This window comes from Vibrio injensis (assembly GCF_001895205.1).
Taxonomy (GTDB): domain Bacteria; phylum Pseudomonadota; class Gammaproteobacteria; order Enterobacterales; family Vibrionaceae; genus Vibrio; species Vibrio injensis.
In genome coordinates this window covers 47,423-68,004 of sequence record NZ_BDJF01000010.1, presented here as the reverse complement: position 1 = coordinate 68,004, position 20,582 = coordinate 47,423, and the positions used below count along the sequence as shown (strand labels likewise).

The window sequence follows — 20,582 nt, the reverse complement described above, 5'->3', positions numbered from 1 at the left end:
GCTAAGGTGCCCAAATATACTGCCCTAGTTATTTAAGAAAAATGGGCGTCCATAACCCAAGGAGTTATCAGAACTTTTAATTCCAGCCATGCTTTCACTGGAACTCACTTTGGTGCCAAAACCGATAATACCAATGTTAAAGCTAAAGTTATTTTCATAGTTTGGATCTTCGAAACCCAGATAAGTGTCACTTGGTGCTCGCTTCCAGTCTTTTAACTGATTACTGTAAGAAAAGCCCATGTACCAGCAATCGGAGGTATAGCGAATGCCAACCAGCCATTCCAATGCTTCATTGGTGGTCATGTCGTAAAAATATTGTCCAGTAACATGCCATTTATCAGAAAGCTGATAGCCGCCAAGCAGTCCTGCTTGAGATATTCCTCGCCGAGTAATACTGCTTACCGGAATACTATCGCCCACCGTGTCTTCGATATACTCTTTGGTAACATAACGATAATTGGTTTGTAAGTAACCCCCGTTAAAACGGTATTCCAGTGTACTGTTGGCCAGCTGCATTGCGCTAGTATCGATATCGTACTGAATACCGCCATGATAAAAGAGAAAATCATCATAATTGAAATCCATTTCCACTGCCCAAGCGGAATAGTTCGATTGCGTATCTTCCACTTGGCTCGTATCGGTATTACTCGATTTTAAACCTTTATCGATATAGAAGATCTGTCCAAAGGCGATGTTCAATCGTTCTTTGTATTGGTCATCAAAAAACCGTGTTGATGCGCCATAGCTAATTTGGTTGGCGGCAGAGATAAAGTCTACGCCACTGTATTTTCTACTTCTGAATAGACCGTAGTAATCGGTTTGTAGCAACGTGGTATCATAGCGTGAGATATTTTGTTGGTTTTCTTTAGGAACATACAAGTACTGGACTTGTGGTTCAAGCGTTTGGGTATAACCATTAAATAACGTGGTGTCTCGTTCTAAGACGATACCTGCATGTGTTCTGAATTCAGGAGTAACCCTTGAGACACTTTCTTCTAGGTCTTGGTAATCATTACTGGTTACCCCAGATAAATCTTGTTGGTAATAGGTCGCTAACAGTCTTGCTTCTGTCGTCCATGTTCCCCAAGTATTACCAAGTGGAATGGTAATGCCGGGTTCAATATGAGCGCGAGTAGCTGAAGGCTTACCTATCGCATCAGTTTCAAAACGTGAAATATGGCTTTTTATGTCCAAGTCTAGATAGCGCAGCAGCTCTGGTGCATAGTAGTTAAAAGCGACTTGCGGCATTAATCGATAGGGGAGGTTATCTTTATCGGTTAATACTTGAAAGTCTCTTGCCAACAATGAGGTATCCCATGCGGAAGAGCGGTAAGTCACTCGTGCTTGCTGCATCAGTTGGCCATCTTCTCGATTACCAATCCCTGAGCTTAAGTCGGAAAAATACTCGACATCACTAACGCGTGAGTAATCCAGATCTAACTTCCATGCTTGTTGATAAATACCATCGTGGCGATATTGGAAACCCCAACGTTTCCCTTGTTCTGGATGTAATTCATCATCAGGTAAAAATTCACCTTTGAGGCTACCAGAACCAAATTCGGTGAGATAACGAAACACGGTATTTAACTGAGTTCCACGATTATCCATATATCGCAAAGTGGTTTCTAAATCGTAGTTAGGCGCTAAGTTCCAATAAAAAGGAACTGAGATTTCAAAACCATCACGTGAACCATAGGAAATATCTGGATAGAGGAAACCCGTTTTACGAGTATCGCCAATCGGTACCGTGAGATAAGGTAAATAGAACACGGGGACGTTTTGGATCTCTAAACGAGGGTTATAAAACGTCGCTTGTTCAGCGTCCTGGTCAACGTCAATACTGGAAGCACGCAAACGCCAAGCGCTATCACCTTCTGGACAAGAGGTGATGGAGCCATCTTCAATCTCGTAAATAGCTTTACCGGTTTTAGCGATATAAGCCGCATGGCCACGACCAGGTTGACATAAAAACTGGTATTGGGTGTTTTCTAATGTGATTTGATCAATATTGAGTTGATTGGTCACTCTATCTGAGGTTGCTTTTACCTGACCATCACTAAAGGTTACATTGCCTTCAGCCACAACAATATTTTCTTGTTGATGGAGTGTCACATTGTTAGCGCGGATCTGCTTTTGTCCTTGTAAAACGACGACATCGCCAGAATAAGTCGCGCGTTGACCACTAATTGCTTCTAGCTTATCCGCTTTGACCTTGATAGGCTGTGGATTCGGATTTTCCGACTCGGGTTCATTCACTAAGCATTGATCAAGAGTGGGCAGTTCCTGCACACTGTTATCCACCGTTGCTTCTGCTTGAGTCTGTGGCGCAAAGAGCGCGGCGCTGATCGAAGCGGCTAAAAATGTGCGGGAAAAACGTGACATCGAGTTGTACTATCCTGTTGTTCTGTTTGATTCCGACTTTAAGAGTGTTAAGTCAATAAAATGCTTCCTTATCATAAAGGAAAATAACGCTCCCGGCACTATCAGACCACAGCACACCTAAAAAATTCATAGATTGAGAGCACATAATGCATATTTTTGGCAAAATTCTTGGCGCTTTCTTTGGCCTGCTATTTGGCGGCCCATTGGGCGCAATCTTTGGTCTATTTCTTGGCCACCAGTTTGATAAGGCTCGCTATCGAAGCCAAAACCCGTTTGCTAATGGGCAGTTCAGTTCAGGACCAACACAAACCGAAAGGCAAGAAGAATTCTTTAAATCTGCTTTCGCAGTAATGGGACACGTTGCCAAAGCTAAAGGTCAAGTCACCCAGCAAGAGATTCAATTAGCCAGCATCATGATGGACAGAATGAATTTGCATGGCGATCAGCGCCGCGCTGCCCAAGATGCTTTTCGAGAAGGTAAAGAAGCGGATTTTCCTTTGCAGCAAACATTAGAAAATGTCCGTTTTTTTACGGGTGGTCGTTTTGATTTAATGCAATTCTTCCTTGAGTTACAAATCTCTGCTGCCTTTGCTGATGGTGATTTACATCCTAGTGAGCGTCAGGTTCTACATAAAATTGCTCAGGGACTTGGATTTTCATCCGATCAACTAGAGCGTCGATTACGTATGCAAGAAGCGGCATTTCGTTTTCAGCAAAGTGGTGGTTTTACCGGTCAGCAGGGCGGGTCATCGGGTTCAAGTCAATGGCAGCAACCCTCTAGTCGAGATAGATTGGCGGATGCCTTTTCCGTTCTGGGAGTCAATCAAGATGCAGATGTACAAACCATTAAACGGGCCTATCGTAAATTGATGAATGAGCATCATCCAGATAAATTGATGGCTAAAGGCTTACCCCCTGAGATGATGAACATGGCAAAAGAGAAATCACAAGAGATCCAACATGCTTATGATTTGATAAAGAAAGAGCAGGGGTTTAAGTAAGCGCGTTTTTTACGCTGATTGAAGGGCAGTAACGATTAGTGCTAGCAAGGCTTATCTTATAAAGGGATAAGCCTTTTTATTTATGGTTTATCTTGCTATAAAAAAAGCCCAGTCATTGACTGGGCTTGAAAATTTGGCTCCTCCTGCTGGGCTCGAACCAGCGACCTGCGGATTAACAGTCCGTCGCTCTACCAACTGAGCTAAGGAGGAACAGATTTTTTAATAATGGTGCCGACTACCGGAATCGAACTGGTGACCTACTGATTACAAGTCAGTTGCTCTACCTACTGAGCTAAGTCGGCGTTCATAACTGATGACGTATCATCAGTCAGAAATAGTGGCTCCTCCTGCTGGGCTCGAACCAGCGACCTGCGGATTAACAGTCCGTCGCTCTACCAACTGAGCTAAGGAGGAACAGATTTTTTGATAATGGTGCCGGCTGCCGGAGTCGAACTGGCGACCTACTGATTACAAGTCAGTTGCTCTACCAACTGAGCTAAGCCGGCTCACTTTATCAGTTAAGATACTGGTTGCGCTTGCACCAATCTCTTTCAAAATATGGTGCCTCGAGGCGGAATCGAACCACCGACACGAGGATTTTCAATCCTCTGCTCTACCGACTGAGCTATCGAGGCAACGGGGTGTATTAAACGAGTTTTCCGATCCTTCGTCAACAGTAAAATGCAAAAAAAAACTCGTTTGCTGATTTTCTATACTTAGTGGGCTGTTTTTATCCATTTTTGTTTAGAAAAGCTAACAGAAACAGAGCCCAACCCGATATTCCTTCCTACTTAACATCATTATAGTGTTGGCAACTCGTAGGATTTTATCGTCTTGCTTAGGTTCAGATTCGGACGTGTTTACTTATCGAGGTAAGATACCGTGTGATAGAAAAGTGTTTTGAGTGAACGAAAAGCACAACGAGCTTATCTTCTCGGTAATCTGTGCGATGAACGGAGTTCCGATTGATTGTTGTAAATACTTTAAGTGTCATTGAAAAAGGCGGTGAAGAGGGGCGTCATCGGTAATCGTTAGATAAAGAAAAGCCCAGTCATTGACTGGGCTTTGAAAAGTGGCTCCTCCTGCTGGGCTCGAACCAGCGACCTGCGGATTAACAGTCCGTCGCTCTACCAACTGAGCTAAGGAGGAACAGCTTTAATATGGTGCCTCGAGGCGGAATCGAACCACCGACACGAGGATTTTCAATCCTCTGCTCTACCGACTGAGCTATCGAGGCAATAAATGGTGCCGACTACCGGAATCGAACTGGTGACCTACTGATTACAAGTCAGTTGCTCTACCTACTGAGCTAAGTCGGCGCACTTAATTTATTGCTTGTTGTTACTGACCACAGCACCAACAATAAAATTCGTGGTGCCCGGAGGCGGAATCGAACCACCGACACGAGGATTTTCAATCCTCTGCTCTACCGACTGAGCTATCCGGGCAACGGAGCGCTATTAAACGGATTTTCCCTCGTTACGTCAACCACTATTTTTAAAAAAGCCAGAAAACCGTTTCAAGTGTCGCTATTTTAGGCAAGTGCAGCGTTAAAAATCACTTCGCGTTAAATTCTCGTTTAAATTGAGTTACTTTTTCTAAGTAGCGTCGTGCTTCTGCGTTTGGGTGACGATTGGTCAAAGCCCAATACACCTGATTAGGTTGTAGGCTATTTAAATTATTCATGGCTCGCTGTCGATCTTGATGGAATGTTCGCAGAACACCGCCAGCGCCTCCGTTGTAAGCAGAAATCATGCTGTATTCAAGAGAAAGAGGGTGGCGGACATCTTTCAAATAACGATTTTTGAGCAGATAAAAATAGGCGGTACCAGTATCAATATTATTTTCGGGATTAAAGAGATATTCAGGCGTTGGTTCACCGGGTTTATTTTTTACCAAGTTAAACACATCACGTCCGGCGGTTTTCGGCACCACTTGCATCAAACCATAAGCGTTAGCCCAACTGACCGCATAAGGGTTAAAGCTACTTTCTGTTTTGATGATCGCGTAGATAAGATCTTCTGGAATACCATATTTACGAGAAGCTCGGCGAACAATGTCGGCGTATTGGTAGCTACGGATCTGCATTTGATCGGCGACCATTGGAATTTCGACGTAGTAAGCCTTCTTAAAACCAACTTGTTTGACTTTGAGGTGATGAGCGAGCAGATAATCAGCAAAACGGTTGGCACGCCAACGCCACTGAATGGGTTGCTTATCTTGATCGACAACTTGCTGGTATAAGAAAGGTTGTCCTTTTAATTCAATGTTTTGTGATGAGAAAAGATCGACGCTAGCTGGATCGTCAGGCGTTAATAACGTGGTGATGATCGCTCTTTTTAAGTGCCCTTGAGGATCCGTGGGGGAGATGGTTTCAACCAATATTTTACCATCACTAAAATTGACTTCCGTTCGGCTCAGGTAATTATCGATGTATTTTACGTAATTACTTTTACCAGCAATTTTGATTTCTCGGCTACCCCAGCGGCGCTCGATATTGCCAGAGAAACTGAGGATCAAACTATCTAATGCGGCGGTGTCTTTTTCAAATTGCCCGGGTAATTGAGCGAGATTTTTTGCAAAACGGTTGGTTGGCTCATAATCCACCGCATAGAAACGTTCAACAAACTCACGACTGCAGCCGACTAAGAGTAAGAGTGTGGTTAAACAGTACAGTGACTTTTTCATCGCTTTCCTAGGCAAATCAATTTCCCTGCTGATTTGATCTTGCAGCGAAAATAAACAGCTGCAAGATCAAATTGTCTAGAGATTATCCGTGAAACTCAAGCTTGGCTTGGTGGAGTATAACCTTCAATATGGACCTCTTTACCTTCGAAGAGGAAATTGACCATTTCATTTTCGAGAAATTTGCGGTGTTCAGGATCCATCATATTAAGTTTTTTTTCATTGATCAGCATAGTTTGTTTGGTTTGCCACTCTGCCCAAGCTTGCTTACAAATATGATCAAAAATACGTTTACCCAGCTCTCCGGGGTAGAGCTGAAAATCCAAACCGTCAGCTTCTTTCTGTAATCGAGCACAAAATACCGTGCGGCTCATAATGACTTCCTCTTAATCGTTTACGGATGAATTTCAAAGGGTAAGCTGTGTAACAGCTGCTTCACTGGGGCTGCTAAGCCAATTTCTTCAGGCTGCTGTAAGTTATACCAAAGACCTTTCGTTCCTTCCATGATGATGTCTGGTTTATGAGTCAGTTCCAATAGAATCGGGGTAATATCTAAATGGTAATGACTAAAAGTATGCCGAAAGGCAATTAATGTGCGCTGAGATTGAATGTGGTTATCTTGTACAGCACGATGCGATAACGTTGCTTCAATCTGCTGATCGGTATGTTGTGGAAAACAGTATAACCCGCCCCAAATCCCGACTTGTGGGCGTTGTTCAAGCCAGACTTGACCCTGATGATAAAGAATGACAAACCACGTTTGCTTAACTGGTTTGTCGCTTTTTGGTTTTTTACCAGGATAATCTAAAGGGTTACCTTGTTGCTTAGCAATACATAAGGATTCCACTGGGCACAGTGTACATTTGGGCTTACTTCGGGTGCAGATCATCGCCCCCATATCCATCATCGCTTGATTGTACTTATCGACATCGACGTTTGGAGTCTGTTGCTCCGCATGCTGCCAAAGCTGGTTTTCAACGGTTTTTTTCCCCGGCCACCCTTCAACGGCAAAGCAGCGAGCTAAGGTCCGTTTAACGTTACCATCTAAAATAGCATGTGGTTTTCTAAATACCGAAGAGAGCACCGCCGCTGCTGTCGAGCGACCAACACCGGGTAACGCATTCATAGCCTCCAGCTCAGTTGGAAACTGGCCTTGATACTGATCGACAATGATCTTTGCGGTTTTATGTAAGTTCCTCGCTCGGGCGTAGTAGCCGAGACCAGTCCAATAGTGTAGCACTTCGTCTTGTTGAGCCGCTGCTAAGTCAGCAACACTAGGAAAACGTTCAATAAAGCGCTGGTAATAAGGGATCACGGTGGTTACTTGGGTTTGCTGCAGCATGATTTCTGATAACCATACCGTATAGGCCGTTTTATTTTGCTGCCAAGGCAGATGCTTTCGCCCATAGGCGTCATACCAAGTCAAAATTGCGGAAGCGAATGGAGTCACGACATGCTCTGTAATAATAAAAATAATGAATCAAAATTGCACCACAGAATGCCCGTCGAGTACAACCGATAAATTATAAGGGTATCTTTAAGGTTTCAGGTGATCGTTCTAGTGAAGCGCTGGACTATAATAACACTTGCATGGCAAGCAATTCTTTGGATAATCACACTCCCTTTGAGTGAAGACGAAAAAATAGACAGGCAATCGCAATGAGTGAAGTTACCACCAATCAATTGACAGAAGATGGCAAAGTGCTACGTAGGATCCGTAGTTTTGTTCGTCGTGAAGGTCGACTAACCAAAGGTCAAGAAGCGGCGATGAAAGCCTGCTGGCCAACCATGGGTATTGACTATCAAACTGAGTTACTGGATTGGGCTCAGGTGTTTGGTAATCAAAATCCAGTGGTGTTAGAAATTGGGTTTGGTATGGGGGCCTCATTGGTTGAGATGGCCAAAAATGCACCCGATAAAAACTTTATTGGTATTGAAGTGCATAGCCCTGGCGTTGGCGCTTGTTTAGCTTCTGCTCGCGATGCTGGTGTGACTAATTTACGAGTAATGTGCCACGATGCGGTTGAAGTTTTTGCTAACATGATCCCTGATAATAGCTTGGCGACGCTACAACTGTTTTTCCCGGATCCTTGGCATAAAAAACGCCACCATAAGCGCCGTATTGTCCAGTTAGAGTTTGCAGAAATGGTGCGCCAAAAACTGATCTCAGGTGAAGGGGTGTTTCATATGGCAACGGACTGGGAAAACTACGCCGAGCATATGATTGAAGTGATGAATCAAGCTCCAGGCTATCGTAATCTTGCCAAGGAAGGGGATTATATCCCACGTCCAGAAGAGCGCCCGTTAACCAAGTTTGAGCAGCGCGGTCATCGCTTAGGCCATGGCGTATGGGATATTAAATTCCAACGAGTGAATTAACCTGTCCTACCAGTTTATACTGGACAAGTATCAAGCTGAGCAAGATACTGCTTAATAGCCTAATAACGTTCTGTTGTTTGGGTATAGAACTTAGCCAACATGGTTCATCGTGTTGGCTTTTTTGACTCTTCCCTACATCATTCACCCATTTGATTGGCAAGATCAACGCCGATTGGGCGTTAATCTTGCCGCGGATGGGAATAATAAAAAAGTAAACTCAGACTATGAAACCAAGCTCCGCTATTTTGGCGACCATTCTCGATGAAGTCCGTCCGTTAATCGGACAAGGTAAAGTGGCTAACTACATTCCCGCTCTGGCCCAAGTGGCGAGCGATAAACTCGGTATCGCGGTTTACACGAACCAAGGCGAGATCTTTGCTGCTGGTGATGCGCAGGAGGGATTTTCCATCCAATCGATTTCCAAAGCGTTAAGTTTAACCTTGGCGATGGGCTTATATCAGCCAGATGAGCTATGGCAACGAGTTGGCAAAGAGCCTTCTGGTCAGGCATTTAACTCCTTAATCCAGTTAGAAATGGAGCAGGGCATCCCGCGTAATCCATTTATTAATGCCGGAGCGATTGTGATCGCGGATATGCTTTATAGCCGCTTATCCGCCCCTCGCCAGCGTTTGCTGGAATTTGTGCGTCAGTTAAGTGGTGAAGAGGCGATCATCTATGACAAAGTGGTGGCAGCGTCGGAAATGATGCACAGTGATCGCAATGCTTCGATTGCTTATTTAATGCGCTCGTTTGGTAATTTTGAAAACGAAGTGATTCCGGTTTTAAATAACTATTTTCACGCTTGTGCACTAAAAATGAGCTGTGTTGAATTGGCTAAAACGTTCAGCTATTTGGCAAATAAAGGGGTATCGGTGCATACCGGTCAGCGCGTGGTTAGTGTGACGCAAAGTAAGCAAATCAATGCGTTATTAGCCACCTGTGGTCTTTATGATGGTGCGGGTGAGTTTGCTTATCGAGTGGGTATGCCGGGTAAATCGGGAGTCGGTGGTGGCATCATCGCTATCGTGCCCGGTGAAATGACCATTGCGGTTTGGTCTCCAGAGCTTGATCCTTCGGGCAACTCATTAGCCGGGACTAAAGCGCTGGAGCTGCTATCTGAGCGTATTGGACGTTCGATTTTTTAAAGCGATATCAAACGCTACTGGCAAGCATTCCACCGTCAGTAGCGTAGTGGCTTACTCTTCAGTCATAAATGCCGCCAGTAAATCATTCAAAAATAACTTACCATGTTCAGTGATCTGCCACGAGGTGGCATCCTGTGTTAGATAATTCATCTCACACGCCCATTGAATAGTCGGCTCAATCACACTTAACTCTAATCCTGTGGTGGTGATAAAGTCTTGTTTTGGGCACGCTTCGAGCAAACGAAAACGGTTCATGAAAAATTCAAAAGGGCGATCGCCGGTGGCAACGAGCTGTTCATCACTCAAATAAGGCTTCACCATATTCTGATAAGCGGCTAAGTAACCACGCGGATGCTTGACTTTAGTGGTGCGAATGATTCGACCATCAGCAAAACTTAATTTACCGTGTGCTCCACAGCCAATGCCCAAATAGTCACCAAATCGCCAGTAGTTAAGGTTATGTTGGCATTGATAACCAGGCTTGCTGTAGCCAGAGATTTCATATTGCATATAACCAGCCTCAGTGAGTTTTTGATGGCCAAGTTCAAAAATATCCCACAGCGCATCATCATCGGGCAGAGTGGGGGGCTTAGAATAAAACAGCGTATTGGGCTCAATGGTCAATTGATACCAAGATAGGTGAGGAGGATTTAACGCTATCGCTTGGTCTAAATCATCCAAGGCTTGCGCTAGGCTTTGATCGGGCAGGCCGTGCATTAAATCCAAGTTAAAGCTGTTGAGACCTATGGTATGCGCTAGCTTGGCCGCGCGCACCGCCTCTTGCTGGCCATGGATCCGTCCTAAGCGTGCTAATTTATCGGCAGCAAAGCTTTGGACGCCAATCGAGATTCGAGTGACGCCCGCGAGGCGATAAGCCGCGAAACGCTCAGCTTCAATCGTACCTGGGTTGGCTTCCATGGTGATTTCGATCTCTGGCTGAAACGGAATGCGTGCGGCAATACCGTCAATTAAATCTTGGATGCCTTGTGGTGAAATTAAGCTTGGCGTCCCCCCGCCGATAAAGATCGAATGCAATCGCCTTGGATCGTTAACAAGCTGATAGCGCTCGATATCGCGATCCAGATCTTCCAGTAGTGCCGCGATATATTGCGTTTCAGGGATCTCATCTTTTAGAGCGTGAGAGTTAAAATCACAATAAGGGCATTTTTGTACGCACCATGGGATATGGGCGTACAAGCTTAACTTGGGCGGCGTTAGCATGAGGCGCGTTGCTCTTTTAAGGCTTGAAACAGTAATTGTAGAGCCTTAGCGCGATGAGAGAGCTGCTTTTTACGTGCGGCAGGTAACTGGGCAGAAGCGCAGTTTTCTTCAGGAACAAAGAAAATCGGGTCATAACCAAAGCCATGTTCACCGCGAGGCTCAGTTAAGATTTCACCTTGCCACTGACCATGACAAACCAAAGGGGTTGGGTCGTTAGCATGGCGCAGATAGACTAAAACGCAGTGAAAGCGAGCGGTTCTCTGCTCACTGGGTACACCTTCTAAGGTGGTCAATAACTTTTGCAGGTTATCGTTATCTGAGGCATTGGCTCCGGCATAGCGCGCAGAATAAATGCCTGGCGCACCATTAAGGTAATCTACCTCAAGCCCGGAATCATCGGCAATGGCTGGCAGGCCTGTTAAGGCGGCAGCATGACGTGCCTTGATGATGGCATTTTCAATAAAGGTTAAGCCTGTTTCATCAGCGTCTGGCACATTCAATTCACTTTGTGCGATAACCTCAAAACCAAAATCGGCCAATAAATCGGCCATTTCCGCCACTTTTCCTCGGTTGCCAGTGGCTAAAACAATCTTATTCATAAATCTCTCACGTCTGAATGGGGAGCTCGACGAGACTTGTCGTCATGGCTAACGGTTATTGTACAACAGTTCGGAGAAAAAAATTCCCCACATTAAGTGGGGAACAGAGCTTGAATTTCGGCAGGGATCACCGTTGGAGAGAGGATGCGTACCTGTTTATGCCGCCCTAGCTGGCCTTTTTCTATCTCAACCGCGCTTTTCGATACTTTACACAGTTTGGCAAGATAGCGGCTTAAATGGGCATTAGCTTTACCATCAACAGGCGGCGCAGTGATGGCTATTTTGAGCTCATCACCGTGCTGCCCCACTAAGCTATCGCGGCTGGCTTTAGGCTGGACATAAATTCGCAGGCAAAGATCTTGCCCATCAAGCCAAGCGATTGACATTACAACTGATACCAAATTGGGCCAATAAAATCACCCATTAAAAAGTTAGCGAATTGTAGGATAATAAACAGCACTAAAATGCTTAAATCGAAACCACCCATCGCAGGGATAATCCGGCGAATAGGACTAAGCATAGGTTCAGTTAATTGATGGAAAACAAACTCTATCGGACTACGACCTTGGCTGACCCAGCTTAAAATCGCCCGGATCAGTAAGATCCAAAACAGTAATCCACCTGCGGCTTTGATTAGTGATAATAAGCCAAACCATAAGAAATCGAGACTGAAGACCATCGCACCTTTAGAGACCATCAGGATCAGGACGACGAATTTGAGTACCGATAACGCATAAGCGAAAAGGATGGTGGCAAGGTCAATATTACCTACCGAGGGGATCATTCGACGTAATGGTGCGACCACGGGTTGAGTGGTTTTAACAATAAATTGTGAAAATGGATTATAAAAATCAGCGCGCGCAGCTTGTAGCCAAACACGCAGAATAACCACCATGATATATATATCAAACAAGGTGGAGATTAAAAAACTCATAGCATTCATGAGAAAGCCCTTATGATAAATTGATGAATAGAGTACTGAAATGGCGGCCTATTTAAAATAGTTTTTCCATCTCTTGTGCGCGACTAACTGCTGCTCGCATGGCTTTAGCCACTATCTCAGCGAGTTGATGTTGTTCAAACGTTGCGATGGCTTGTGCTGTGGTTCCTCCTTTGGAGGTCACTTGTTCACGTAACGTTGCCAGTTCTAGCTGCGGGTTTGCTGCGACCATCTGCGCTGCGCCTAACGCTGATTGCTCTACTAGCAAGCGTGCGGTTTGTTTATCAAATCCCTGAGCGATAGCCTCAGCTTGCATGGCTTCCATAAATAAAAAAAAGTAGGCTGGTGCACTGCCTGCGGCGGCGATGACACTATTGATTGCTGATTCCTCACTCACCCAGCAAGTTTTACCCACCGAACTCATCAATTGCTCAGTAAAATTTTTGTCATTGTCACTTGCCTCTGGAGCGGCAAATAACCCTGCCATGCCTTGATTAACCAATGAGGGCGTATTCGGCATCACTCGCACTAATGCAGGTTGAGTATTGAGTAATTGTTGCAAGCGCGCTACCGAAATCCCCGCGGCGATAGAAATCACTAACTTATTTGACCAATCAATAGCTTGCATCGGTTGACACACTTCAGCCATTAATTGAGGCTTTACCGCCAGCACCACGACATCCGCTTGCTGAGCGGCGGCGAGATTATCGCTGGTGGTTTTAATCGCATACTGAGTATGTAACGAGGCTAAGTTGGCCTGGGACGGTGCGCTGGCAATGATCCGCTGCGCTGGATAACCACTGGCAATCAGGCCAGCGATGATCGCATGAGCCATATTTCCTGCGCCTATAAAAGCAATCGTTCTTTGTTCCATAATGATGTTTTATCCTACCGTTGGCTACTTTGATGGTAGCGAGTCATTGTTCGATGAATTGTGAGCGTATATTGACCAAGGATTATTATTGCGCTGAAGTAGAATAATCGCGTTGACCAAAAATCGCCGTTCCTATGCGTACCATCGTGCTGCCGGCTTCGATGGCCGCTTGCATATCACCACTCATTCCCATCGATAGAGTATCCAGTGCTGGATAGCGTTCGATTAAGCGTGCTTGCAGGTTAGCTAAGCGCTGAAAAGCAACCAATTGCTCAGCATGATCAGTAACGTTCTCTGGGATTGACATCAGCCCTCTTAATGTGAGGTTCGGTAGGCAAGAAATCAACTCTGCTAAGGGGAACAACTCTTGTTCATTAATACCGGATTTTGAGGTTTCACCACTGGTGTTTACCTGAATCAAGACCTGTAACGGTGCTTTGTGAGCCGGGCGTTGCTCACTCAGTCGCTGAGCGATTTTTGCTCTATCTAGGGTGTGCATCCAGTCAAAATGTTCGGCAATAAGACGAGTTTTATTGGATTGCAATGGACCAATAAAATGCCATTCTAAATCGAGTTGTGGATGATGCTCAGCAAAATAGCGAATTTTATTCACCCCTTCTTGAACGTAGTTTTCTCCAAAAGCACGTTGCCCAGCAAGGGCGGCTTCGAGAATTGCCTCGACAGGTTTGGTTTTACTGACCGCTAAAAGTTGCACAGAGCCTGGAGAGCGACCACACTTTTGTTGTGCGCTCTTGATCTGTGAGGTGATCTGTTCAATGTTTTGTTGAATACTACTCATGGCTCGACTTTATTAAGGAAAAAATAAATGGATATCTCAGAGTTACTGGATTTTAGTGTAAAGCATAATGCGTCAGATCTACATCTTTCTGCAGGGGTTCCCCCGATGGTTCGGATTGATGGGGAAGTTCGTAAGCTGGGAGTCCCTGCTTTTAGTCATGCCGACGTACATCGATTAATCTTTGCCATCATGAATGATGCCCAGCGCAGTGAATATGAAGAGCGTCTCGAAGTCGATTTTTCCTTTGAGCTACCGAATGTGGGACGTTTTCGGGTTAATGCCTTTCATCAGTCGCGCGGCAGCTCCGCCGTCTTTCGAACGATTCCCACAGTGATCCCAACTTTGGAACAGTTGAATGCTCCGGAGATCTTTCGAAAAATATCCAATTATGAGAAAGGGTTAGTTCTCGTTACTGGCCCTACCGGATCCGGTAAATCGACAACGTTAGCGGCAATGGTTGATTATATCAATACTCATCATAATAAACACATTTTGACCATTGAAGATCCGATAGAATTTGTGCATAGCAATAATAAGTGTTTGATTAACCAGCGTGAAGTTCATCGCGATACGCATAGTTTTAAAAATGCGTTACGTTCGGCACTGCGAGAAGATCCTGATGTGATCTTAGTCGGTGAGCTGCGTGATCAAGAGACGATCAGTTTGGCGTTAACTGCGGCTGAAACGGGACATTTAGTGTTTGGTACTTTGCACACCAGTTCGGCGGCTAAAACCATAGATCGGATTATTGATGTCTTTCCAGGCAGTGATAAAGACATGGTGCGTTCGATGTTATCGGAATCGCTACGTGCGGTGATTGCGCAAAAACTGTTTAAGCGAGTCGGAGGAGGGCGTGTGGCGTGTCACGAAATTATGCTCGCGACTCCTGCGATTCGTAACTTGATCCGGGAAGATAAAGTGGCACAGATGTATTCGATTATCCAAACGGGCGCTGCGCATGGGATGCAAACCATGGAACAGCATGCTAAACAGTTGGTGGCTCAAGGTGCGGTGGATTTGCCTGAGGTACAACAAAAACTGGGTCTAGATAGCTCATCACTCTAAGGAACGCATCATGCAATTGGATCAAATACTACAAGAAATGCTCACCCAAGGTGCGTCCGATCTCTACATCACCGTCGCGGCTCCAATTTTGTATCGCGTTAATGGCGATCTCCAACCTCAAGGGGAAGCATTAAGTGAAGCTCAAGTCAAAGGGTTGCTATTACGGATGATGGATAGCGATCGACAAACAGAGTTTAATCAAACGCGCGAGGCTAATTTTGCGATTGTACGTGATTTTGGCCGTTTCCGAGTCAGTGCCTTTTTTCAGCGTGAGCTACCGGGAGCGGTTATTCGCCGAATCGAAACGAAAATCCCTAGTTTTGATGACTTACAATTACCGGAAGTGCTGAAAGAGCTGGCGTTGACCAAGCGGGGACTAGTGTTAGTGGTTGGCGCGACCGGATCGGGAAAGTCAACCACCATGGCCGCGATGACCGGTTATCGTAATTTGAAAACCCGCGGGCACATTCTTACAGTTGAGGATCCGATTGAATTTGTTCATCCTCATCAAGGCTGTATTGTGACTCAGCGTGAAGTTGGCTTAGATACTGAGAGCTATGAAGTAGCATTGAAAAATTCACTACGCCAAGCGCCGGATATGATCCTGATTGGTGAAATACGTAGTCGTGAAACCATGGAATACGCGATGACCTTTGCCGAAACCGGGCACTTATGTATGGCAACCTTACACGCCAATAATGCTAACCAAGCCTTAGAGCGTATTTTACATTTGATGCCGAAAGAGAAAAAAGAACAGTTTCTGTTTGATTTATCGATGAACTTAAAAGGAGTGATTGGTCAGCAACTGCTGCGTGATAAACAAGGTAAAGGGCGTCATGGCGTGTTCGAGATTTTGCTCAATAGTCCAAGAATGGCGGATTTGATCCGCCGTGGCGATTTACATGAACTCAAAGCTACGATGGCCAAATCCAACGAAGTGGGGATGCAAACCTTCGATCAAGCGCTGTATCAATTGGTAATTGACGACAAAATCACGGAGCAAGATGCGCTACACAGCGCCGATTCAGCTAATGATTTACGCCTTATGCTCAAAACCCAGCGTGGAGAGGGCTACTCTTCTGGGGCGTTGGACAATATTAAAATCGATATGGATTAGTGAGTTTAGTTTGTCCACTGTGTCTCGAACCAACTTTCTAAAATAATCACTGCCGATTGGCAGTCTATATTGCCTTTACTGAGCGCCTTGTAGCCGCCATGAGCAAACAGCTCGGAGCGAGCCTCTGCCGTTGATAGGCGTTCATCGTGCAGCTCAACGGGTAAGCCAAAGCGCCCGTGTAAGCGGTTAGCAAATTTTTTCGCCCGCGGAGTGATGGTATCTAAATCTTTGCCATGTAAGTCAGTGGGTAAACCAACCACTAATAGATTGGGCTGCCACTCTTTGATCTGTTTTTCTATCTCATCCCAATTGGGGATGCCATCATTGGCTTTAAAGGCTTTTAATGGCGAGGCCGTTCCGGTAATTTCTTGACCGATAGCACTACCGATACTTTTAGTGCCGAAATCAAAGGCCATAATGGTACGTGACATAATAAACGCCTCATTGCTGTGGCGCATTAACTTGATGGTTAATGCGCCTTAAAGGTTAAGTTAGGCATGACCTGATTGATGAGCCAGCTGGGCGGGATTAATGCCTAATTTTTGAATCGCTTTTTGCCATTTTTCATGGACTGGCGTATCAAAGATTAAATCGGCATCCGCTTCAATGGTTAGCCAAGAGTTTTCGGTTAACTCTTGTTCTAATTGGCCTGGAGACCAACCAGAGTAACCTAATGCGACAATATAACCATTCGGTTCCGCCTCCGTACCAAGCACACAGAGAATATCTTTCGAAGTGGTCACGGCAATATCCTCGGTCATCTTCATCGTCGACTCATAATGATCTTTCATTCGATGCAAGACGAATCCGCGATCTTCGGAGATAGGACCACCGTTAAAAACTGGTTTCTTTAGGCTTTGCTCGCGAGAGTGCGGATAAGCGGGTTCTATCTCCACCTGTTTTAGCATTCCGCTGACCGTAATGTCGATCGGAGCATTGATCATTAGCCCCATTGCACCCTCTTCATTGTGTTCACAGACGTAGATTACGCTGCGTTTGAAGTAAGGATCTTGCATACTGGGCATGGCAACGAGAAAATGATTAGTCAGATTCATCTAATCTTCAATCCTTTGGTATTGAGGAGCGTTAAGCTCCTACATAGATAAGGCCTTAATACGACGTTCAATCGCATCCATCAGCTTGCCGGTAATCGAGATATCAAAAGCGGCTTCGATTTCACGAATACAGGTTGGGCTAGTGACATTGATTTCGGTGAGTTTATCACCAATGACATCCAAGCCGACAAAGATCAAGCCTTTTTCTTTTAATGTTGGCGCCACGGCTAACGCAATCGCTTTATCGGTTTCACTCAGTGGTCGAGCTTCTCCCCTTCCTCCAGCCGCTAAGTTACCACGGGTCTCACCTTGAGCAGGAATACGTGCTAAGCAGTAGGGCATTGGCTCGCCATCGACGACTAGGATCCGTTTGTCACCGTTACTGATATCGGGGACAAAGGTTTGTGCCATGCAGTAGGTTTGTCCGTGATTGGTCAAGGTTTCGATGATCACCGACACGTTAGGATCGCCTTGTTTAATGCGAAAGATTGATGAGCCACCCATACCATCGAGCGGTTTTAAAATCACATCGCCGTGTTGCTCGCGAAAGGCTTTAATTTTTTCCGCTTTACGAGTCACCATCGTGATAGGAGTTAACTCAGGGAACCAAGCAGTAAATAATTTTTCATTACAATCACGCAGGCTTTGCGGTTTATTGACGATCAGTGTGCCTTCTTCTTCCGCTCTTTCTAGAATATAGGTTGCGTAAATATACTCGGTATCAAAAGGGGGATCTTTGCGCATCAATACGGCATCAAGATCCGCGAGACGAATGGTTTGTTCAGACTGAAATTGATACCAAGCCGCAGGATCTTCTTTGACGCTAACCACTTTAGTATCCGCCATGGCCACCCCTTGTTCTAAATGCAGATCAGCCATTTCCATATAATGAATTTGATAACCACGACGCTGTGCTTCAAGCATCATGGCAAAGCTGGAATCTTTTTTAATATTAATCGATGAAATGGGATCCATCACGATGCCAAGTTTAATCATTGAATTTCTCCGAGTTAGCCAAGATCGCCGAAACGAACTTGTAGCGCTGTAATAGCAGTCAGTGCTGCGGTTTCGGTGCGCAGTACGCGAGGACCGAGCAATGTTTCTGCAAAGTGGTATTGTTCGGTCATGGCAATTTCTTGCTCAGATAGGCCACCTTCTGGGCCTATCAATAAACGGACTTTGTCCACCGGCTCAGGTAAGGTATTGATCGAATAAGATGCACGAGGGTGTAAGTTAAGTTTCAGTGCCTCGCTAGGCTCTGCGCACCAGGCTTCTAATTCCATCACTGGACGGATAACTGGAACGATATTTCGACCACATTGTTCACAAGCGGCAATCGCGATTTTTTGCCATTGCTGGAGCTTTTTCTCAAAGCGTTTCGGGTCAAGTTTTACTCCGCAGCGCTCTGATAACAAAGGCGTGATCGTATTGACACCAAGCTCGACCGATTTTTGAATAGTAAACTCCATTTTATCACCGCGAGAAATGACCTGTCCGAGATGTAAATTAAGCGGCGATTCAATGCTTTTTTCTACGCGTTCTTGAACCTCAACAATCAGTTGTTTTTTGTTGATTTCACGAATAATCGCAGGAAACTCAGCGTTACTCCCATCAAAGAGGATAATAGATTGATCAGGTTGCATGCGCAGGACTTTACCAATATGGTTGGCGGCATCGTCACTTAAAGTCTGAAGCCCTAAGTGCTGAATAGGGAAGGGATGATAAATTCGAGGAATACGCATGCCAAGTTCCTAGTAATTGACGATAAAGTGATACTGTCTAATTGAGTTAAAGTCTAATGAGGACACTGAGGTGATATGTGGCCTTGGACGAATGACTTCAAGTGATGAGAGTATCGGTATTGATCCAGTGCTATTGTTGATGAACAGCGATAAGTTGATGATAGCTCACCTGATCATTGGGTTGAAGATAAATTGCTTTTCTTCAACGGTTTTCTGGTCTAGATGAGTGAGCATCGTTTTGTTAGTCTGGAAAGGAACACTTAATCAGAACATTGTGTGGCAACAAATGGGTTGGGATGACCTTGAATGGCGGTAATGCGTCGGTTGCGTTCACATTCCCATTCATCAGCTGGGTATTGATTATCCCAAACTTGCATCAGTTGAGCTTGTTGTTTGGAGAGCTTAAAGCCATAGTGTTGGCTCATGTATAAGTAAGTTCTTGCGATTGCGCCTCGTGCTCTTTCTGGTGGCATCGCTTTACGCTGAGCAAAGTTAATTTGCATTTCACAACGGCCATACGTCGCGCCATCAATCCCATTCCATTGACTAAAATTGAAATTAGAGCGATCGCCGTTCACTTCGCCAATCGCGGGAGTGAGGTTGTGCAAATCAGCTTCCATTTGGCGAAATTGCTCATCGTGGCGTGCACAGTGCTTGCGCCCGCCTTCCTGCCAGCATTGTAATTGATGACCAAACTGCCAAGCGGGAACCACGTGCTCCCATTCAATTCGATTGGCCCGCGTGGCTTGTTTACGAATTTCATAGCCACAGCTTTCAAGATCAGGAATACCTCGCTGGCCTTGCCAACTGATCTCACAGCCACAATAGAAGCTGATGGGATGATCTTGGTAAAGTTTAACCGCTATTCGTTTCGCTTGAGCAAAAGAAGTCGGGGCAGCAGCGAGGCTATTGGTGGTAAAAAGAAATAAACCTAAAATGGACAGCAAACGTAAATAAAACATGGCAAAAGACTGGGATAAGTATGATTTTTCACAGTCTAGCACTCAAAAAACAACTTGCCTATTGATGACTAAGTTAAGAGTTGGTCGTTGGTTCGATAAAAATTAATGGCTGTTGGCATTGACGACAGTGATACAGACTTTGTTGACGTAACACCTTGTTATGACGACGAATGGATAATGAGTGCACTTGACACGCGCAGCGATAAGTAAACGTTTTTCCCTGGACAGAGCCTACATCGAAGCTATGGGTGGTTCTGGGGGGCAGATTAAACACCTGTGACATAACGGATTGCCATTCACGACCGTGAGGACGTACTCGCCCATAGCGTTGATAAGTGATCAGGTGAGCTATTTCATGGGGGATCACTTCATCGATAAAAGCTTGCGGATTTTCAGCCAATAAAATCGGATTTAAGCGAATTTCCCAGCGTTGTAAATAGGCTTTACCTGCGGTTTTGCCGCGTAGCTTTAGGCTAAGGCTCGGTAGGGAGAAAGGAGTATTAAAGTATTCTGAAGCAAGCTCAATACAGCGTTGTATTTGCTGCAGGGCACGGTCATGTAATTCAAAATCGATCAAAGGACCTCCAATAAAAAACCTCAGACGGATCTGAGGTTT

The 20,582-nt window shown here is 45.1% G+C and carries 21 protein-coding genes and 9 tRNA genes; 5 read left to right on the top strand and 25 right to left on the bottom strand.

Features of this window, described 5'->3' with window-relative positions:
• Positions 1–24: 24 nt before the first annotated feature.
• Positions 25–2,382, bottom strand: coding sequence for an LPS assembly protein LptD (gene lptD / locus BSR11_RS03075; RefSeq protein WP_072669020.1), 2,358 nt, complete (start codon positions 2,380–2,382; stop codon positions 25–27).
• A gap of 146 nt (positions 2,383–2,528) precedes the next feature.
• On the opposite strand from lptD, the gene djlA reads away from it, so the two are divergent.
• Positions 2,529–3,383, top strand: a complete 855-nt coding sequence (gene djlA / locus BSR11_RS03070; RefSeq protein WP_072669019.1) for a co-chaperone DjlA — start codon at positions 2,529–2,531, stop codon at positions 3,381–3,383.
• Positions 3,384–3,517: 134 nt separating this feature from the next.
• Here the strand turns inward: djlA and BSR11_RS03065 are convergent.
• The 12 genes from BSR11_RS03065 to mutY all read right to left on the bottom strand — a co-directional run bounded on the left by BSR11_RS03065 (position 3,518) and on the right by mutY (position 7,518).
• Positions 3,518–3,593: transfer RNA gene (locus tag BSR11_RS03065), tRNA-Asn, on the bottom strand.
• 16 nt (positions 3,594–3,609) lie between these two features.
• Positions 3,610–3,685, bottom strand: a tRNA-Thr gene (locus BSR11_RS03060).
• A 36-nt stretch (positions 3,686–3,721) separates the two neighbouring features.
• Positions 3,722–3,797: transfer RNA gene (locus BSR11_RS03055), tRNA-Asn, on the bottom strand.
• Between the two features lie 16 nt (positions 3,798–3,813).
• A tRNA-Thr gene (locus BSR11_RS03050) sits at positions 3,814–3,889 on the bottom strand.
• Positions 3,890–3,942: 53 nt separating this feature from the next.
• Positions 3,943–4,018: transfer RNA gene (locus tag BSR11_RS03045), tRNA-Phe, on the bottom strand.
• A 438-nt stretch (positions 4,019–4,456) separates the two neighbouring features.
• Positions 4,457–4,532, bottom strand: a tRNA-Asn gene (locus BSR11_RS03040).
• Between the two features lie 12 nt (positions 4,533–4,544).
• A tRNA-Phe gene (locus BSR11_RS03035) sits at positions 4,545–4,620 on the bottom strand.
• Positions 4,621–4,626: 6 nt separating this feature from the next.
• Positions 4,627–4,702, bottom strand: a tRNA-Thr gene (locus BSR11_RS03030).
• Positions 4,703–4,755: 53 nt separating this feature from the next.
• Positions 4,756–4,831, bottom strand: a tRNA-Phe gene (locus BSR11_RS03025).
• Between the two features lie 109 nt (positions 4,832–4,940).
• Positions 4,941–6,071, bottom strand: coding sequence for a membrane-bound lytic murein transglycosylase MltC (gene mltC / locus BSR11_RS03020; RefSeq protein ID WP_072669018.1), 1,131 nt, complete (start codon positions 6,069–6,071; stop codon positions 4,941–4,943).
• A gap of 95 nt (positions 6,072–6,166) precedes the next feature.
• On the bottom strand, positions 6,167–6,442 hold the full coding sequence (locus tag BSR11_RS03015; RefSeq protein ID WP_004396066.1) for an oxidative damage protection protein: 276 nt from the start codon (positions 6,440–6,442) through the stop codon (positions 6,167–6,169).
• 20 nt (positions 6,443–6,462) lie between these two features.
• On the bottom strand, positions 6,463–7,518 hold the full coding sequence (gene mutY / locus BSR11_RS03010; RefSeq protein WP_072669017.1) for an A/G-specific adenine glycosylase: 1,056 nt from the start codon (positions 7,516–7,518) through the stop codon (positions 6,463–6,465).
• A 209-nt stretch (positions 7,519–7,727) separates the two neighbouring features.
• On the opposite strand from mutY, the gene trmB reads away from it, so the two are divergent.
• Positions 7,728–8,447, top strand: coding sequence for a tRNA (guanosine(46)-N7)-methyltransferase TrmB (gene trmB, locus BSR11_RS03005; RefSeq protein WP_072669016.1), 720 nt, complete (start codon positions 7,728–7,730; stop codon positions 8,445–8,447).
• 224 nt (positions 8,448–8,671) lie between these two features.
• Complete coding sequence (glsB, locus tag BSR11_RS03000; RefSeq protein WP_072669015.1) at positions 8,672–9,592, top strand: glutaminase B; 921 nt, start codon at positions 8,672–8,674, stop codon at positions 9,590–9,592.
• Between the two features lie 51 nt (positions 9,593–9,643).
• On the opposite strand, the gene hemW is transcribed toward glsB, so the two are convergent.
• From hemW to BSR11_RS02970, 6 genes are all read right to left on the bottom strand, one after another.
• Entirely contained in the window at positions 9,644–10,813 is a 1,170-nt protein-coding gene (hemW, locus tag BSR11_RS02995; protein WP_072669014.1) for a radical SAM family heme chaperone HemW, read from the bottom strand.
• On the bottom strand, positions 10,807–11,412 hold the full coding sequence (locus BSR11_RS02990; RefSeq protein WP_072669013.1) for an XTP/dITP diphosphatase: 606 nt from the start codon (positions 11,410–11,412) through the stop codon (positions 10,807–10,809). The genes hemW and BSR11_RS02990 overlap by 7 nt, the downstream gene beginning before the upstream one ends.
• Before the next feature lie 92 nt (positions 11,413–11,504).
• Positions 11,505–11,798, bottom strand: coding sequence for a DUF167 family protein YggU (yggU, locus tag BSR11_RS02985; protein ID WP_004396060.1), 294 nt, complete (start codon positions 11,796–11,798; stop codon positions 11,505–11,507).
• Complete coding sequence (locus BSR11_RS02980) at positions 11,798–12,355, bottom strand: YggT family protein (protein WP_072669012.1); 558 nt, start codon at positions 12,353–12,355, stop codon at positions 11,798–11,800. Before BSR11_RS02980 ends, yggU begins: the two co-directional genes overlap by 1 nt.
• Positions 12,356–12,407: 52 nt before the next feature.
• Positions 12,408–13,226, bottom strand: a complete 819-nt coding sequence (gene proC, locus BSR11_RS02975; protein ID WP_072669011.1) for a pyrroline-5-carboxylate reductase — start codon at positions 13,224–13,226, stop codon at positions 12,408–12,410.
• Positions 13,227–13,311: 85 nt separating this feature from the next.
• The gene (locus BSR11_RS02970) at positions 13,312–14,025 is read right to left on the bottom strand and encodes a YggS family pyridoxal phosphate-dependent enzyme (RefSeq protein WP_072669010.1); all 714 of its coding nucleotides are present in this window, start codon (positions 14,023–14,025) and stop codon (positions 13,312–13,314) included.
• Positions 14,026–14,052: 27 nt separating this feature from the next.
• Between BSR11_RS02970 and BSR11_RS02965 the strand changes: the two genes are divergently transcribed.
• The gene (locus BSR11_RS02965) at positions 14,053–15,090 is read left to right on the top strand and encodes a type IV pilus twitching motility protein PilT (RefSeq protein ID WP_072669009.1); all 1,038 of its coding nucleotides are present in this window, start codon (positions 14,053–14,055) and stop codon (positions 15,088–15,090) included.
• A 10-nt stretch (positions 15,091–15,100) separates the two neighbouring features.
• On the top strand, positions 15,101–16,207 hold the full coding sequence (locus BSR11_RS02960) for a PilT/PilU family type 4a pilus ATPase (protein ID WP_072669008.1): 1,107 nt from the start codon (positions 15,101–15,103) through the stop codon (positions 16,205–16,207).
• Positions 16,208–16,212: 5 nt separating this feature from the next.
• On the opposite strand, the gene ruvX is transcribed toward BSR11_RS02960, so the two are convergent.
• The 6 genes from ruvX to BSR11_RS02930 all read right to left on the bottom strand — a co-directional run bounded on the left by ruvX (position 16,213) and on the right by BSR11_RS02930 (position 20,543).
• Positions 16,213–16,638 (bottom strand): Holliday junction resolvase RuvX, encoded by a 426-nt coding sequence (gene ruvX, locus BSR11_RS02955; RefSeq protein ID WP_072669007.1) that lies wholly within the window; start codon positions 16,636–16,638, stop codon positions 16,213–16,215.
• Positions 16,639–16,698: 60 nt separating this feature from the next.
• The gene (locus tag BSR11_RS02950; RefSeq protein ID WP_072669006.1) at positions 16,699–17,262 is read right to left on the bottom strand and encodes a YqgE/AlgH family protein; all 564 of its coding nucleotides are present in this window, start codon (positions 17,260–17,262) and stop codon (positions 16,699–16,701) included.
• A 39-nt stretch (positions 17,263–17,301) separates the two neighbouring features.
• Positions 17,302–18,258 carry a glutathione synthase gene (gene gshB, locus BSR11_RS02945; protein ID WP_072669005.1) on the bottom strand — a complete coding sequence of 319 codons (957 nt, stop codon included), beginning with the start codon at positions 18,256–18,258 and terminating at the stop codon, positions 17,302–17,304.
• Between the two features lie 14 nt (positions 18,259–18,272).
• The gene (rsmE, locus tag BSR11_RS02940) at positions 18,273–19,004 is read right to left on the bottom strand and encodes a 16S rRNA (uracil(1498)-N(3))-methyltransferase (protein ID WP_072669004.1); all 732 of its coding nucleotides are present in this window, start codon (positions 19,002–19,004) and stop codon (positions 18,273–18,275) included.
• A gap of 260 nt (positions 19,005–19,264) precedes the next feature.
• A complete protein-coding gene (locus BSR11_RS02935; protein WP_072669003.1) occupies positions 19,265–19,966 on the bottom strand; it encodes an endonuclease in 702 nt (233 codons plus the stop codon).
• 73 nt (positions 19,967–20,039) lie between these two features.
• A complete protein-coding gene (locus BSR11_RS02930) occupies positions 20,040–20,543 on the bottom strand; it encodes a SprT family zinc-dependent metalloprotease (RefSeq protein WP_072669069.1) in 504 nt (167 codons plus the stop codon).
• Positions 20,544–20,582: the final 39 nt, after the last annotated feature.